The sequence below is a fragment of the Desulfovibrio sp. genome, from assembly GCA_016208105.1.
Taxonomy (GTDB): domain Bacteria; phylum Desulfobacterota; class Desulfovibrionia; order Desulfovibrionales; family Desulfovibrionaceae; genus Fundidesulfovibrio.
Map to the genome: position 1 here is coordinate 1 of JACQYS010000001.1, position 15304 is coordinate 15304.

At 58.3% G+C, this 15304-nt stretch carries 19 protein-coding genes; 6 read left to right on the plus strand and 13 right to left on the minus strand.

Annotation, left to right across the window (positions count from 1 at the left end; genetic code table 11):
* Window positions 1-177 precede the first annotated feature (177 nt).
* On the minus strand, window positions 178-1311 hold the full coding sequence (locus HY795_00005) for a pyridoxal phosphate-dependent aminotransferase (GenBank protein MBI4803599.1): 1134 nt from the start codon (window positions 1309-1311) through the stop codon (window positions 178-180).
* Between the two features lie 136 nt (window positions 1312-1447).
* Between HY795_00005 and HY795_00010 the strand changes: the two genes are divergently transcribed.
* Window positions 1448-2008 (plus strand): type I restriction endonuclease subunit R, encoded by a 561-nt coding sequence (locus HY795_00010; protein MBI4803600.1) that lies wholly within the window; start codon window positions 1448-1450, stop codon window positions 2006-2008.
* 123 nt (window positions 2009-2131) lie between these two features.
* On the opposite strand, the gene HY795_00015 is transcribed toward HY795_00010, so the two are convergent.
* From HY795_00015 to HY795_00025, 3 genes are all read right to left on the minus strand, one after another.
* Window positions 2132-2470, minus strand: a complete 339-nt coding sequence (locus tag HY795_00015; protein ID MBI4803601.1) for a P-II family nitrogen regulator — start codon at window positions 2468-2470, stop codon at window positions 2132-2134.
* Between the two features lie 15 nt (window positions 2471-2485).
* Window positions 2486-3709, minus strand: a complete 1224-nt coding sequence (locus tag HY795_00020; protein ID MBI4803602.1) for an ammonium transporter — start codon at window positions 3707-3709, stop codon at window positions 2486-2488.
* 611 nt (window positions 3710-4320) lie between these two features.
* Entirely contained in the window at window positions 4321-4527 is a 207-nt protein-coding gene (locus HY795_00025) for a ferredoxin (protein MBI4803603.1), read from the minus strand.
* Window positions 4528-4631: 104 nt separating this feature from the next.
* On the opposite strand from HY795_00025, the gene HY795_00030 reads away from it, so the two are divergent.
* On the plus strand, window positions 4632-4955 hold the full coding sequence (locus HY795_00030) for a zinc ribbon domain-containing protein (protein MBI4803604.1): 324 nt from the start codon (window positions 4632-4634) through the stop codon (window positions 4953-4955).
* Between the two features lie 8 nt (window positions 4956-4963).
* Here HY795_00030 and HY795_00035 read toward each other — a convergent pair whose 3' ends face one another.
* The 4 genes from HY795_00035 to HY795_00050 are packed head-to-tail and all read right to left on the minus strand — an operon-like array spanning window position 4964 to window position 7815.
* Window positions 4964-5350 carry a hypothetical protein gene (locus tag HY795_00035; GenBank protein MBI4803605.1) on the minus strand — a complete coding sequence of 129 codons (387 nt, stop codon included), beginning with the start codon at window positions 5348-5350 and terminating at the stop codon, window positions 4964-4966.
* 30 nt (window positions 5351-5380) lie between these two features.
* Entirely contained in the window at window positions 5381-7237 is a 1857-nt protein-coding gene (locus tag HY795_00040) for a carbamoyltransferase (protein MBI4803606.1), read from the minus strand.
* Window positions 7238-7246: 9 nt separating this feature from the next.
* A complete protein-coding gene (locus HY795_00045) occupies window positions 7247-7396 on the minus strand; it encodes a hypothetical protein (GenBank protein MBI4803607.1) in 150 nt (49 codons plus the stop codon).
* A gap of 11 nt (window positions 7397-7407) precedes the next feature.
* Window positions 7408-7815: a hypothetical protein gene (locus tag HY795_00050; protein MBI4803608.1), complete on the minus strand. Its 408-nt coding sequence runs from the start codon at window positions 7813-7815 to the stop codon at window positions 7408-7410.
* Window positions 7816-8191: 376 nt separating this feature from the next.
* Between HY795_00050 and HY795_00055 the strand changes: the two genes are divergently transcribed.
* The 3 genes from HY795_00055 to HY795_00065 all read left to right on the plus strand — a co-directional run bounded on the left by HY795_00055 (window position 8192) and on the right by HY795_00065 (window position 9523).
* A complete protein-coding gene (locus HY795_00055) occupies window positions 8192-8656 on the plus strand; it encodes a methylamine utilization protein MauE (GenBank protein MBI4803609.1) in 465 nt (154 codons plus the stop codon).
* 10 nt (window positions 8657-8666) lie between these two features.
* Complete coding sequence (locus HY795_00060; protein ID MBI4803610.1) at window positions 8667-9194, plus strand: rhodanese-like domain-containing protein; 528 nt, start codon at window positions 8667-8669, stop codon at window positions 9192-9194.
* A 104-nt stretch (window positions 9195-9298) separates the two neighbouring features.
* On the plus strand, window positions 9299-9523 hold the full coding sequence (locus tag HY795_00065) for a hypothetical protein (GenBank protein MBI4803611.1): 225 nt from the start codon (window positions 9299-9301) through the stop codon (window positions 9521-9523).
* Between the two features lie 144 nt (window positions 9524-9667).
* On the opposite strand, the gene HY795_00070 is transcribed toward HY795_00065, so the two are convergent.
* The 3 genes from HY795_00070 to HY795_00080 are packed head-to-tail and all read right to left on the minus strand — an operon-like array spanning window position 9668 to window position 11589.
* Window positions 9668-10660, minus strand: coding sequence for a D-2-hydroxyacid dehydrogenase (locus tag HY795_00070; protein MBI4803612.1), 993 nt, complete (start codon window positions 10658-10660; stop codon window positions 9668-9670).
* Window positions 10661-10665: 5 nt separating this feature from the next.
* Window positions 10666-11103 carry a DUF3859 domain-containing protein gene (locus HY795_00075; GenBank protein ID MBI4803613.1) on the minus strand — a complete coding sequence of 146 codons (438 nt, stop codon included), beginning with the start codon at window positions 11101-11103 and terminating at the stop codon, window positions 10666-10668.
* 12 nt (window positions 11104-11115) lie between these two features.
* Window positions 11116-11589, minus strand: a complete 474-nt coding sequence (locus HY795_00080; protein MBI4803614.1) for a hypothetical protein — start codon at window positions 11587-11589, stop codon at window positions 11116-11118.
* Window positions 11590-11839: 250 nt separating this feature from the next.
* On the opposite strand from HY795_00080, the gene HY795_00085 reads away from it, so the two are divergent.
* Window positions 11840-13918, plus strand: coding sequence for an elongation factor G (locus HY795_00085; protein MBI4803615.1), 2079 nt, complete (start codon window positions 11840-11842; stop codon window positions 13916-13918).
* 113 nt (window positions 13919-14031) lie between these two features.
* Here HY795_00085 and HY795_00090 read toward each other — a convergent pair whose 3' ends face one another.
* Entirely contained in the window at window positions 14032-14625 is a 594-nt protein-coding gene (locus HY795_00090) for an NAD(P)H-dependent oxidoreductase (protein MBI4803616.1), read from the minus strand.
* Window positions 14626-14650: 25 nt separating this feature from the next.
* Window positions 14651-15196 carry a DUF2939 domain-containing protein gene (locus HY795_00095; protein MBI4803617.1) on the minus strand — a complete coding sequence of 182 codons (546 nt, stop codon included), beginning with the start codon at window positions 15194-15196 and terminating at the stop codon, window positions 14651-14653.
* Window positions 15197-15304 lie beyond the last annotated feature (108 nt).

Below are 15304 nucleotides of genomic sequence, written 5' to 3' on the forward strand. Positions count from 1 at the left end.
AGCATCTTCAAAAATACCTCGATGAATTCTGCTACCGATTCAACCGCCGTTTCTGGCCTGGGCAGGGCTTCGACCGCCTCTTGAGGGCCTGCTCCAGTGCCACCCCTGTCACCTATGCGGAGTTAAGGGGATAGCCACGAGGAAAAATGAATAAAAACCAGAAAACATTTTGAAAAATCAGGGGAGGTATTTCTCTAGTCTCATCAGCCCCTTCTCAATGTTCTCCACTGAATTGGCGTAGCTGAACCGCAGATACCCCTCCGCACCCGGCCCGAAATCGATGCCCGGAGTCACGCCCACAAGGGCCTTTTCCAGGATGTTCCTGGCCAGGGCCAGGCTGTCCTTGCCAAGATGCTTGGCATCCACCAGGGCATAGAAGGCCCCGGTGGGCTCCACGGGAGCCTTGAGTCCCAGTTTAGAAAGCCCGTCCAGGAGGACCAACCGGCGTTTGGCGTACTCAGCCACCATGGCCGCCACATCCTGGTCGCACTCGGTAAGCGCGGCGATGCCAGCCCATTGGGCGACGCTGCCCGCGCTTATGAAGAAGTTCTGCTGCAGGCGCTGCATGGCAGGAACGTATCTTTCGGGCGCGATCACCCAGCCGAGGCGCCATCCGGTCATGGCCCAAAGTTTGGAAAAGCCGTTCAGCACGAAGCAGTCTTCCGTGAATTCCAGGGCGCAGCGTGCACGGCCAGTATAGGTCAGGCCATGGTAGATCTCATCGGACACGATGGTGGTCCCCATGCGGCAGATGGCCTCGAAGTCCTTGTCCGGCATGAGGGTTCCGGCGGGATTGGCCGGGGAATTGACCACCACCGCACGCGGGGAACCCGTCAAGTGCGGAGCCAGGGTCTCGGGAGTGAACTGGAATCCGTCCTGAGCTCTTGTCCTGGCCCGGCGCACCCGCCCTCCGGCGTAGGTGATGAAGTTGGGGTAGCAGGCGTAGTGCGGATCGGTGAGCACCACCTCGTCACCGGGGTGGATGAGCGCCGAAAAGGTGAGGAGCATGGCGGGCGAGGTGCCGGATGTGATGATCACCCGGTCCGGATGGACACTTACCCCGTAGGTGCGGTGGTAGTAGGCGCTGATGGCCTCGCGCAGGGCGGGGAGGCCCAGCGAATGAGTGTAGTGGGTGTGCCCGTCCTTGATGGCCTTGATGGCGGCCTGTTTCACGGGTTCCGGCGTGTCGAAGTCGGGCTCGCCGATCTGCAGATGGACGACGTTTTTGCCTTGGCGTTCCAGAGCACAGGCGCGCTCCAGGATGTCCATGACCAGAAAGGAGGATATCTCTTGGCAAAGGGGGTTTGGCATGGTTTTAAGCTTGCTGAGGTTGAGAAGAAGTGCGGAGATAGGCCTTTAAGCCCAAGTGGGTCAAGTTTCGCAGGATGACGAGCTTGCCCTGTTGAAGCCAGATGGCTAGATTAAATGAGAGGTCAGTGAGGTCAGCATGCATGAAGAATCTTTAGGCAGCGTCATCCGCGACTATCTTACGGGCGAAGAGCTTGAAGAAACCTCCTACGAGGAATTCCGCCAGGCCCTGGCCCGCATGCTCGTGGAGGAGAAGGGGTATCCGAAAGAGAGTCTCGTTCCCAAAACAGGAGTCTGTTTTCCTGTTGATGGCCAGGACTACACCCGGATGATCGATCTGACCGCTCTTGGCCCTGATTGCATGCCGTTTCTCTTGATAATCTTCTGTTCCGGCGAGCCTGGCACCTATGTTCGCGAGGCCCTGGCCGCGGCCAGGCTGTACCAGCCGCCAGTGCCTTTGGTGCTCACCACTGACACAAAATCCGCCGAACTCGTGGCAGCGGGCAGCGGTAAAACCCTCGCATCCGGAATGCGGGCGATTCCTTTTTACCAGGACCTTGCCGAATTGGTCCAAGCCAACCCCATAACTGCTCCATCACCCGATCAGGTGGAACGGGAGCGACGCATCCTCTACGCCTATTCGGAAATGCTCTCCGGGGGCTGCTGCCAGGGGGCTTGCAGGCCCAAAGCCAGGGGATAGTGCCATCTAGGAAGCAAGCTGTAGGAGGTTGCCACCTTCTCGTTCGGGGCACAACATCGAGCCTGCCAACAAAAAAGGGCGCCGTACGAGCGGCGCCCTTCATGTTTTACGGAGCTGAATCTGCTAGATCGCGTCATCCCCGGTCTCACCGGTGCGGATGCGCAGCACTTCCGTCACGGGCAGGACGAAAATCTTTCCGTCCCCAACCTGTCCCGTCTGGGCCGCTGCACGGATGGTGTCCACCACGATGGCTGCCCGGTCGTCGTCAACAACAATCTCGATTTTGACCTTGGGAAGAAAATCAACCCTATACTCGGCCCCGCGGTAGACCTCTGTATGCCCGCGCTGGCGGCCGAATCCCTTCACATCAGAGACGGTCATGCCCATCACACCGATGGCGGTCAGGGCCTGCTTCACATCCTCAAGCATGTGGGGGCGGGTTATGACTTCAATTTTTTTCATGCCCGTCTCCTTGGGTTACTCGCTGTATGCGGCTTCGTTGTGTTCGGCTACGTCCATGCCGACCCCCTCGCTTTCAGGGTCGAGGCGAAGGCCCATGAAGATGTTGACGGCCTTCAGGATGACATAGCTCACGACAAAAGCATACGCGCCCACGATCGCGATGCCAAGAGCCTGGATGCCTAGCTGGGCGGCATTGCCGTAGAAAAGACCGTCGGCGCCGTTGGGGTTGATCTGCTTGGTGGCCAGAAGACCGGCCATAAGGGTGCCAATCAGTCCGCCCAGGCCATGAATGCCGACAACGTCCAGGCTGTCGTCGAAGCGCATTTTTGATTTGAACACCACCGCCCAGTAGCAGCAGAACCCGGCCGTCAGGCCGATGAGCACAGCGGAGTTGGGGGTGACGTATCCGGCTGCCGGGGTGATGGTGGCCAAACCGGCAACGGCTCCGGAGGCCGCGCCCAAGGTGGTGGGTTTGCCCTGGTAGAACCACTCCACAATAGTCCACATGGCCATGCCGGCCATGCCGCCCAAGTGGGTGGCTACAAAGGTGGAACCGGCCAACCCGTCGGCAGCCAGGGCACTGCCGGCGTTGAATCCGAACCAGCCGAACCAGAGGAGACCGGTGCCCAGAAGCGTCATGGGCAGGTTGTGGGGAAAGAACTGGCGCTTTCCGTGGTCCTTGCGCGGACCGATGATCATCACTGAAGCCAGGGCAGCCGCACCGCAGGTCAGATGGACGACGAGGCCTCCTGCAAAGTCGAGCACTCCCATATTCTTCAAGAATCCGCCGTTACCCCAGACCCAGTGGCAGACCGGGTTGTAGACCAGCACGGCCCAGGCCACGCTGAAGATCGCGAACGCGCTGAATTTGACACGTTCGGCAAAAGCGCCGGTGATAAGCGCCGGCGTGATGACCGCGAACATGCATTGGTAGATCATGAAAACAGTGTGCGGGATGGTGGGCGCGTAGTCGGCATTGGGTGTTGCTCCCACTCCGGTCAGGCCGGCCCAGGAAAGGTTGCCGATGAGGCCCGAAACATCCGGCCCGAAACTCATGGAGTAGCCGAGGTAGACCCACTCGATGCTCACCAGGGAGATCATGACGAAGCTCTGCATGATGGTTCCGAGCACGTTTTTGCGCCGGACCATGCCACCGTAAAAGAGGGCCAGCCCGGGGGTCATGAGCAGCACCAGAGCGGAACTGATCAGAATGAATGCGGTGTCGCCCGCCTGAATCATGAGGGACCCTCCTGCTGGTCGGTGGTTTGGAATCACTTGGAGATGGGCGCAAAAAATGCGCCTCTCTCATCCAAACGCAACCATCCTTCCCATGTCTGAGGGTGGGATGCCGCGCCTGGAAAAATGCCAACCCAATTTACGTTTTGTTTCGGTGGGATACTTTGCGACAATTATGTCGATCACGTTTTCGTTGTGCTGGTTCTTAACAAAATTGTATTAAATTCACAAGTCGTGCGGGGAGTAAAAGTTTTCAAAAATGGATATTTCTGCCAGATCTGGGCACAATTCTGGAGATAGTCAGTGGCTTAAGCACGTTAGATTCATTGAGTCAGGCTGGAGGATATCTCCTCCAAATGTCCATGGGCGCTCTGTCCGGAGCTTAAACCTGCGGGTGAATTTGAACGATGTGAGTATGGTTTTTGGAACTTAAGCCCAGGCTGGCCCGGGTCAGGCTTGCTGGGTGTGAATGACTGTGCGGAGATGGATTCATCAAGGGCTCCGCACAGTTCTCGTGTGTTTCGAAACGTCGCATTCCCTGAATGGAGTTGCCCGCGAGCGGCGAGGAAGGCGGCAGGGAGAAGATCGGGACAAGAGGCGAAGCGTTCCTTGTGTTATTCGTCCGTGGTGATGCAGTCGTTGGGGCAATACGCCATTGCTTGGCGGACCATGTCCTCTGGTCCTTCCGGCATTTTCAGAAAGGGGCGTTCGACGTTCTGGTCCATCCCGAAGAGTTCGGGCGCGACTTCAGCGCAGGCTCCGCACCCGTGGCAGGGGACCAAATCCAGGTAGACGGGGATAACAGTGTTGCTGGGTGTCATGGAGTCTCGCTTTCTGGTTGCCCGCTGAGCGCGGTGGCTGTAGGTAGCAGCATCTGCCCGGAGCAATGTTATGGTCCGGGCGTAATTTGTCAACGCGGCACAAAATGATTTGCAACAAATGCGGCCAGGAAAATCCCGACGAAGCAATGAACTGCTTGGTGTGCGGGCATAAGCTTCAGTCAGGCTGGAAACAGTTGAGGAATGGAAACGGGGCGAACGGCTATGCCCCCATCGCAATGCTCAGGGAACCGGGGCCTGCGTCCCGGAAGAAAATTCGTAAACACGTCGAAGCCTGGACCGTGGCGGTGATTGTTCTGGCTGCGGCAAGCGGATTTGCTTATCTGGAGCTCTACTGGCCGCTGTTTCCACTGATCGGTGCGGCAGTGATCTACGCGTTCAGCCGAGGCATCAACTGGAAGGATGAGTGAAGGGGAATCTAGTCCGCGCCGCAGCATTGTACGGTTTTCGGCATCCGGCATTCCGACCAGGGTGAATTCACAGACGCGGAAATACAACCGGGTTGGGACTCATACCGTATTCTGGCTGATCCCATGTTCCCCTGCCACGCCTTGCTGGTGATTACCACGTCCTTGTCGAATACTTGACAGTAGAACTCGGTGAATTTCGCGGCGTAGTAGGAGTTAAAAACATACACTTCGTCTCGTTTTCCCACGAAACGGAATTCGTCTATGGTTTTGCACGTCAGGGTCGCGAGAACCTCACGAAGCAGACAGCGCATCACTGCTTCGTTGTCGATGGCATGGGCTGGGCCGACGGCCAGGAGAAGTGCCAGCAGCAGGGCGGATATGACGGATTTGATCATATTGCCAGATCTATGCACGTTTCGTGCCCGCTAATCCAGCTCGTATTCACTCATCCAGTCGCCGTCATCGGGCAGGGCAGGTTGCTCTGCTTTGGCGAACAGACAGTCCCCCATGACCAGATAGTCCATCTCAGTGCGCATGAAGCAGCGGTAGGCATCGGCAGGGGAACACACGATGGGCTCGCCGCGCACGTTGAAGCTGGTGTTGACGATGACAGCGCACCCCTGGGTCTGGCGGAAGGTGTCGATGAGCTGCCAGTAGCGGGGGTTGACGTCCTTTCCAACGCTCTGGATGCGGGCCGAATAGTCCACGTGAGTGATGGCCGGAATGTCTGAGCGCTGAACGTACAGGCGGTCCCACATACCCAGGGAGTTGTAGCCCTCGGGCAGGGGCATTTGATGGGATTCCCGCACGGGGGCAACCAGCAGCATGTACGGGGAAGGGCGGTCGATATCGAAGTATTCGCTTATGGCTTCTTCCATGACCGAAGGGGCGAAGGGACGGAAGCCTTCCCGGTATTTGATCTTTAAGTTGAGCTTCTTCTGCATCTCCGGGTTTCGTGGATCACCCAGGATGGTGCGGTTGCCGAGAGCACGCGGGCCGTACTCCATGCGCCCCTGGAACCAGCCCACCACGTTGCCCTGGGCCAGAAGATCGCAAACAGTTTTACTGAGGTCGTCGAACTCTTCGAAATGTTTGAAGGGAGCGTGGTGCCTGGCAGCCACGCGCTTGATGTCGGTATAAGAGAACTCGGGGCCTAGGTAGGCGCCCTGCATGGAATCCTTGGGGCCGGGGCTGCGCTCCGCGCCTTTCCAGATGTGCCAGGCAGCCAGGGCCGCGCCCAGCGCACCGCCCGCATCGCCGGCCGCGGGCTGAATCCAGATGTCTTTGAAGAGGCCGCGCCGCAGAAGCTTGCCGTTGGCCACGCAGTTGAGCGACACGCCGCCGGCCATGGTGAGGTACTCGGCGCCAGTGAGTTCTTTGGCCGTCTCGGCTAAGCGCATGACCACGTCCTCCGTGACCTGCTGGATGGCCAGGGCCATGTCCATGTATTCCTGGGAAAGGTCGGACTCAGCCGGGCGCTTGGGAAGATCGAAAAGATGCTCCCAGGCTGCTTCGTTGCACATCCGAAGCCCGGTGGCGTAAGTGAAGTAGCGCATGTTGAGGAGCAGCGACCCGTCCGGGCGCAGGTCCACCAACTCGTCAAGTATCTTTCGCTTATAATCCTCTACTCGCGGAGAATCGGGATTGCCGTAGGGAGCAAGGCCCATGAGCTTGTATTCTCCGGAATTCACCTTGAAGCCGCAATAATAGGTGAATGCGGAATAGAGGAGGCCCAGGGAGTGGGGGAAATCCAGCTCGCGCAGGAAGGTGATGTCCTTTCCCTTGCCGTGCCCGATGGTGGTGGTTGCCCATTCGCCCACGCCGTCGATGGTCAGGATGGCCGCTTCCTCGAAGGGCGAGGGGTAGAAGGCACTGGCAGCGTGGGAGAGGTGGTGTTCGGGGAAGAGCACCTTTGGTTTGCCCGGCCCCAGTTTAACGAACTCGTCGGCCAGCATCTTGCCCATGAAGAGCTTTTCCTTGATCCAAACCGGCATGGCGGAAAGGAAGCTCTTAAGGCCCGAGGGGGCGAAACCGTGGTATGTTTCGAGTAGACGTTCGAACTTCAGAAACGGCTTGTCGTAAAAAGCCACCCCGGCCAAGTCCCGCAGGGAAAGGCCCGCTTCGGCCAAACAGTAGGACGCCGCGTTGGTCGGAAAGGACGGGTCGTGCTTCTTGCGGGTGAAGCGTTCTTCGTGGGCTGCGGCCACGATGCGGCCGTCCATGATCAGGGCGGCCGCTGAATCGTGGTAGTAGGCGGAGATGCCAAGAATGGCCTCGGGCATGTTCCAGTCCTAAAAGAGCGTGTAGATGAAGGGTGCGATGGCCGAACCGCTGGTCAGCACGATGAGCACGCCGAAGAGCAGAAGCACCAGAATGATGGGAAGCAGCCAGAATTTCTTGCGGACTTTGAGAAAGCCCCACAGATCGCCGAGGAAGCTCATAATGGTGTCACCTAATAAGGGGTTTCGATGTCTTTGCTGGAAAACAGATGGTCACGCACTCGGAACACGCTAGCGGCGTTCTTTTTGAATCCCTGCGTCTGCATGGGGTCTTTGCCCAGGAGGCGCCGAAAGAGTCCAACAGGCGTCAGCACGGTAAAAAAGACGACTGAGAGAAGAATCTTGGACATCACCGTGCCGAGGATATGGGAAAAAGCGAACCACAGCTTGGCGGCAGGCTTGAACGCCGAGGACCAGGTCATGTCCAGTACGAGCAGAGCTATGCCGTATCCCAGGGCGTCCTTGCGTCCGGTAAACCAGGCCACCAGGAGGCAGATGAGCACCAGAGCGAGCCCGGTGTCGCGGGCCTGGGCCTTGGTGGCGGAAAGCCAAAAGGAGTTTTTTTTTGTTGGAGAAGGCATGGTGCATCCTTGTCGGATCATAAGACGCGCGCACCATGCCAGAATGAAGCCCGCCTCGCAATGCCCGGTTTTTAGGACGATGTGCGTGCCCTGTGTCGTTGTGGATAAGGACATAAATAGGGGATAATTTTCCGTAAGTTCACAACATAGTGAAGTCTAAAAAAAGAGATGATGGGTATTGTTGATGCGCATCTTCCTGTGTTTACTGATTTTTAGATGTTTGCGGGTACCCCAGCTGCCATTCCTTACCTGTTAATCCGTTCTTCCTGTAGGTGCCATAGGGAACATCGATAGCAGCATCCGCTCGCAATCGTGACAAGCGATTGGATAGAGAGGGCACTCCCGTTGTATAAACAAAAAAATCTCCGGGAGCGATATGGGCAACCTTTTCTACCATCTGGCTCGAACAGGCTTGGCCGTAGCCTTTCTGGTCGCGGGCGCTATCAAGCTCGCCCGGCCTGAGGTATTCGCCGTGACCATCAAGGCATTCGGTGTCCTGCCGGCCTCTGTTGTCGAGCCGCTTTCCCTGGTCCTTCCCTGCTTGGAGATACTTGCCGCGTTATTACTGTTTTTCGAGGTTCGCGGAGGGCTGACTCTCACGGCCGGCCTTCTGGTCATCTTTATATCAGTTCTCGTTTACGCCCTGGGCATGGGGTTGGATATCGACTGCGGTTGTTACGGCCCCTCTGACCCAGAACGCGAGGCGTTCGGTTCCATCCGCCAGGCCTTGTGGCGCGATTCGGCCATGTGCGCGGCGGTTGCTTATTTGTACTGGTGGAACGTGAAGAGCGGGAGGCGCGGACGGTTTGTCGCGAGCGCTAAACTGAGGTCCCATATCTAGGAGGTTTTCAATGGTGTTCCGGTTTTATCTGGCCCTTCTTGTGGGCGTGTCTCTCCTGGCCTCAACCGCCGCGGGAGCTTTTGCCAAGGACATGTTCGAGGAAGAGGTGGACAAGGAAGCCCTCTCGGTGAAGCTCGCCCGGGAAACCACGGCTGGCGGCTACCCACTGGCCACGGTCGAGGAACTTAAGAAAATGCTTGATGAGAAGAAACCTCTGCTGGTGGTGGACACCATGCCTTTTGAGGCCAGTTTCAAGAAAGAGCATGTCCCTGGGGCGGTGTCTTTTGAATTTCCCATCGAACCTATGGAACAGTGGGACACCGCAAAAACGGGTGGCAAAAGCCCTCAGGATTTCGAAATACTCCTCGGACCAGACAAGAATAAGCTCATCGTGTTCTATTGTGGTTTCGTCAAATGCACTCGCAGCCACAACGGGGCTCTCTGGGCCAAAAAACTGGGTTACACCAATGTGGTACGCTTTCCCGGCGGCATCTACGCCTGGAAGGGAGCCAAATATCCGGTTGAAGATGTGAAATAATTCTCGGCACCACCCTAAAGATTACCCGGTTTGCGCCGATAAAAGATTCGACACGGCGCAAACCGTCTTCAGGGGAGGTGGCTATGGCTATCGACAACAGCGGGATGTCGGGTATATCCGGCATATCCGGTATGAGCAGCCTGCAATCAAGCATGGATAAGAAGGCTGCCAAACAGGAATTCGGAGCGGCGGTGGTGAAGACCACCCTTGATTACATGAATTCCGACCCTTTTGGGTCATCGGGCAAGAACTCGGATTACGATTTCCAGACCAAGGTCCTCGAAGGTGGCATGATCGCCAAGGGGATGATGGTCAAAGGAAAGGTTTAACGAGCGGGTGCGCCGTCAAACATGTGAGCCGACCTGGACAGTCTTCAGGCCGGCTCACTGATTTTTAGGAGAGATGGCTCAAAATTCTCCAGCAGGAGATGACAACCGCCTGACTGCCTGGAACGCTCATTCTCCGCGTGACCCTCAGGCCGTTTCCGTCAGGAAATCCGCATTGACCACATTCTGAAACTGGCCTTTCAAAAATCCCCGGATGTTAGCGGCTGACATGCTCATGAGGCGTTTTCTGGCAGTAAGCGATGCCCAGGCCATATGTGGTGTGATGAGGCAGTTCTTGGCCGTAAGCAGCGGATTTGTGCTGTCTGGGGGCTCCACGGCAAGAACGTCCAGGGCGGCTCCGGCCAAATGACCGGAGTTCAGGGCGCCGGCGAGGTCAGCTTCGTTGATAAGCCTGCCACGTGCGGTGTTGATGAGGTAGCTGCCGGGTTTCATGAGCCCAAGAAGACTGGCGTTCACGAATCCGTCGTTGCTTGCTGTCAGGGGGCAATGGAGAGTGACCACGTCGGCTCGCCTGAAAAGCTCTTCGCTGCTCGTAAAGGCGAAGTCAGGGGATGCCAGCGGCTCCTTGGGTCTTGGCGCGAAGGCGACCACCCTCATGCCGAAGGCCAGGGCCAGTTCAGCCACACGCTTTCCTATGCCCCCAAAGCCCACCACGCCCAAGGTCTTGCCGGCCAGTTCCACCTGCGGGGTGTCCCAAAAAGTGAACTCACCGCGTTTGTTCCACTCGCCCGCGCGCACAAGCCTGTCGTGCAGCTCAACACGCCGGACCAGGGCAAGGAGCTGGGCAATGACGAACTGGGCCACGGACTCGTACCCATAGCCCGGCACGTTGGAAACCGGAATGCCGCGTTTGCCAGCAAAGGCCACGTCGACAACGTCGTAGCCGGTGGCCAGAACGGTAATGAATTCACACGATTCAAGCTGGCCAAGAACCTCAGCCGTGAGGCGGGTCTTGTTGGTGACGACGATCCGCGCCCCCTTGGCCCTTTCCACGGTGAGTTCCGCCGGGGTGCGGTCGTACAGGGTGAACCGGCCCAGGGCGGCCACCTCGTCCCAGGGGTTGTCGCCGGGGTTGAGGGTTGCGCCGTCGAGGACAACAATGGAAGTTTTTTCGCTCATGATTATTACGAATTGGGTTTGTAGATTTCAAACGTTTGGGAGAGAATTTCCCCCTTCTGCGTTTCCACCTTGAGTTCCCAGTGGCCAGCAACCATCTCCCACGGTTCGGAGAAGGTGAAGATGACGTCGTATGTCTGGCCGTGCTGAATGGTAACCTCGGTGACGTAGTCCATTTGGGTTTTCGGCTTGGAGGGGTCGAGCAGGCCAGGAGTGGCGGTGACGATCCTGGCTTTCATGGGGCCGGCCTTGGCATCTTTCACCTTGAAGCGGAAGCCGAAGGAAACGCCCATTTCCCTGGGGATTCCGTTGGTCTGCTTTACCAGAGTGCTGTTTTTGAAGATGCCGTACTCAACGATTTCAAGCTGGTTGGGGGTGTCGCCGAAACCCATCATGGAGCATGCCGTCAAGAAAAGCGGGAAAAGAATGACGAGAACCTTGCTCATCGCTACCTCTGCTTAGGGTTTGCCGAAGGCCAAGGCCTGGAGCGGGGTCTTGCCTTCGAAAAGGAAATCCGTCGCGGCCCTGTCGGTTTCTAGGATTTTGAGGCCGGAGACGGGTTGCGGGCTGTCCGTGCCCCCATGCAGCGACAGTGCTCTGTCAATGAAAGAGGCCAGAATGAAGCTGGCGCCCACGCTCACAACTTCATCAGTTCCATCTTCGAAGACATGCAAGGGAAGAGTATACACGGCGTGTGTGGCATCCGAGAGCATGTTGCCTGTCTTCACCAGGGTGGCTACCACATTCTCCGGGAACATGCCCGCCCAACGGCTCAAGTACTTGATGAATCCCGGCTGGATGGCCAAGTAGTAGAAAGGGTCCACCTTGCAGGCCAGCGAGGTGCCAGGGGTGCCGAGTATGAACCCGGACTGCCGGTACTGCTCGCCGAGCGCCTTTTCCAGACGCTCCAGAGACTCGGAGTAGTCGATCATGGGCCGCCTCCGTGGTGCGGTTCGTCCGATACACTCCACAGGTCAACGCTTCGGGATTTCTTACAGGTTTGCGGACGGGACGCAACCCCGGGAAACTTCGCGCCTTAAGCCTCACTGACGGTTGCAGGCTGGTGGCGTTCTCGTTACAAAGGCAGGCATGTGAGTGGAATTATCCGCCCTGAAGGCGGTGGCGTACGGCAGTCCTAGGCTATCGAGGCTCAACCTCTAAAGGATACCACGGGAGACTGGCATGCTTGACGTTCTGAAAAATCAGCGGACCTACGCTCTCATCGGCCACGGCGGTTGCGGCAAAACCACCGTGGCCGAAATGCTTCTTCTAGTTGCCGGGGCCACCCAGCGGCTGGGGAAGATCGAGGACGGCACCACCGCCCTGGATTACGAGCCTGAAGAGATCAAACGCCGTGGCTCAGTGCAGCCCGGCTTCGCCACCTTCCAGTGGAACAAGAATCGCCACTTCCTCATCGACACGCCGGGTGATTTGTCCTTCAACGGAGACCTTGGCTACATCCTGGCTAGCGTGGACGCCGTGATTTTCGTGGTGGACGCGGTGGACGGAGTAAAGCCCCTGACCAGGAAGCTTTGGCAGGAGGTCTCCAAATTCCGCCTGCCCACGATATTTCTCATCACCAAGATGGACCGCGACCGGGCCGACTACGAGACGGCCTTAAATGGCATCAAGAACCAGCTCGGCGTGAAGCCCTTCCTTCAGAATATTCCCATCGGCAAGGCCGAAGACTTCAAGGGCGTGGTGAATATCGTCGAGAACAAGGCCTACGCCTTTGACGCCTCTGGCAAGGTGAGCGAGATCGCCATACCGGCTGACATGAAGGACGAGGTCGAGGGGCTGCGCGAATCCATGATGGAAGAGATCGCAGTGTGTGACGAAACCCTCATGGAGCGCTACCTGGAAGATCCCGCCAGCGTGACCCTGGACGACTTGGTATCTGCCACCAGAAAGGCCGTGGTCTGCGCCGAGTTGTATCCCGTGATGGTGGCTTCGGGGCTCAAATGCATGGGCGGCCAGCGCATTCTGGACGCCGCGCAGCTCTTCTTCCCCTCGCCCCTGGACACCCCGGTGGGCGAAAAGAGCGTGGAAGGCGCTGACGGCTCCCTTCTCAAGGTCTCCCCGGATGGCCCCCCAGCTTGCTTTGTGTTCAAGACTCTTTTCGACCAGTTCGCGGGCCAGCTTTCAATTATGCGCGTGCTCTCCGGCACCGTGACCCCGGACGCCGCGCTCTTAAACCCCCGGTCCGACGCCAAGGAACGTTTCGGTGGCATCCTCTTCATGACGGGCAAGGAGACCCATCCCTGCAAGGAACCCGTGGGCCCAGGAGCCATCATCGCCGTGGCCAAGCTGAAGGAAACGAAAACCGGGGACACCTTGTGCGACGAAAAGAAACCCTTCGTCATGCTCAAACCCAAACTGCCCGAACCCATGATTTCCTACGCCCTGGCTCCGGCCGAGAAGGGCGACGAGGACAAGGTCTTCCAGGGCATGTCCAAGCTGTTGGACGAAGACATCACCTTGCGCCTCACCCGCAACGAGGAAACCGGCGACATGCTGCTCTCCGGCATGGGGCAGTCCCACATTGAGTGCGCGGTGGAAAGGGCCAAGCGCCGTTTCAAGGTCAGCCCGGTTCTCAAGGCTCCAACCATTCCTTATCGTGAAACCGTGCGGGGCAAGGCCGAGGTCCAGGGACGCCACAAGAAGCAGACCGGCGGCCGTGGCCAGTTCGGCGACTGCTGGATCAGGATGGAAGGCAAGGGGCGAGGCGAAGGCTACGAGTTCAAGGACGCAATCGTGGGTGGCTCCATCCCCCGGCAGTACATTCCCGCTGTGGACAAGGGTGTGCAGGAGGCGGCAGCGCGCGGCGTAGTGGCCGGCTACCCCATGGTGGACTTCAAGGTGGAACTGTACGACGGCTCCTTCCACACGGTGGATTCCTCGGAAATGGCCTTCAAGATAGCCGGGTCCCTGGCATTCAAGGCGGCTTGCGAGAAGCTCAAGGTGGTGCTTTTGGAGCCCATCGCCCTGGTGAGCGTCTCCATTCCGGACAATTTCATGGGCGACGTGATCGGCGATCTCTCCAGCCGCCGGGGCAAGGTGCTCGGGTCGGATTCCACTGGAGGCGTCACGGAAGTGCAGGCCCACGTGCCCATGAGCGAAATGCAGGAATACGCAAAGACGCTTGGCTCCATGACCGGCGGCCAGGGGGCATTCACCATGGCCTTCGACCACTATGAGGACGCTCCGCCTCCGGTGGCCGAGAAGGTGATCGCGGAACACAAGAAGGCGAAGGAAGAATAAGTCAAGGCGCAAGCCCAAGGGACACAGTTGCAACAGAAAAACCCCGGGATTTCCCGGGGTTTTTCTATGGTGATATGTCAGGTAGATTGGTGCAGTTCCCTCTCTACTCCCAGCTACTTCTTGACCAACTCTCCCAACTGCCGGCCGAACTTCTCAGCTTTGGCCACAGCATCAGCATCTTTCACCACATCCCCTGGAGGATAGTGGCACAGCGGAAATAAGCAGGACAAAAACGGCGTTCCGATGCGTTTGGCCGGGATGGACCACTGGGTCTCAAGGACTTCCAGGTTCTCCTCCACCGTGCCGCCCCCGGTGGCCAAAAGCGCCAGGGGCTTGCCCTTGAGCGGCGAAAGAATCTCGTGGTTTTCCCCGAACTTTATCATGCTGAACATGCGGTCGATGAACATCTTGGCCTGGGCCGGGTAGCTGAACCAGTAAACCGGCGTGGCCAGCACGATGGCGTCATACTCAGGCAGTGTGGCCATGGCCCGGGCCAGGCCGTCGTCCACGTGGCAGCCGAACCCTTCGCTCGCCTGGCATTTGTAGCAGGCGATGCATCCGGGGTGCTTGAATTCAAGCCTGGCCACGTCAATCTCGCCGGACTCCACTCCCATCTCGGCCAGAACCCCCATGGCCACCCGGGCCAGGGCGCGGGTGTTGCCTTTCTTTCGCGGGCTGCCGTGTATGAAGACGATCCGTTTGGCCATGTATTCTCCGTAAAGTGTCTTTGGGTTAGATGCTTGCGGGTGAGGCCGTGGTGACCTCGAAGTCGCTGAGCAGCCATTTCGTACCCTGGCGAGAAAAAACAAGCCGGAGAACGGAATTGCCGCGCATGGGGGTGGTGACCACGTACCGGTCGAACCCGATCAGTTCGGTCTTGGCCTGCCCGAAAAGCCGCTCGGCCGGTGTACGGGGAGACTTGCCTGGCAGCTCCGGAGCAGTGGCAGCCGCGCCGCGCAACATGGCCAGAATGGTCTCGGGCGTGGCCATACCTTGCGCCAGGGCGCCGACAACCGAGTCGGCCAGTGCCTGGCCGATAAGCCCCAGCAATCCCGGCACACCCTCTTTGGGTATTCCTCCGGACAGCTTTGCCGCCTCGCGGTTCTTGATGTTGGAGCGAAGCGCCGCCAAGTCCAGGCACGGGGCGAGCATGGCCGCATCGTCGCGGTCCATTGCCATCTGCACGGTGTTGAAGGCTTTGCCGGGTTGGGCGTGCAGCCAGGCAGCGAAAACTCCAAGCGCGGCCATGGTCACGCAGAGTATGATGGTGTTGCGCATGGTCGGCATATAGCACGAAGGGCCACGGGGCGCCACCCGAGCTGGTTTGACTTGGTTTCACCAGGGGACTAGGAAGGCCAATGGACGCGGATTCTCCCGTGCTTATAG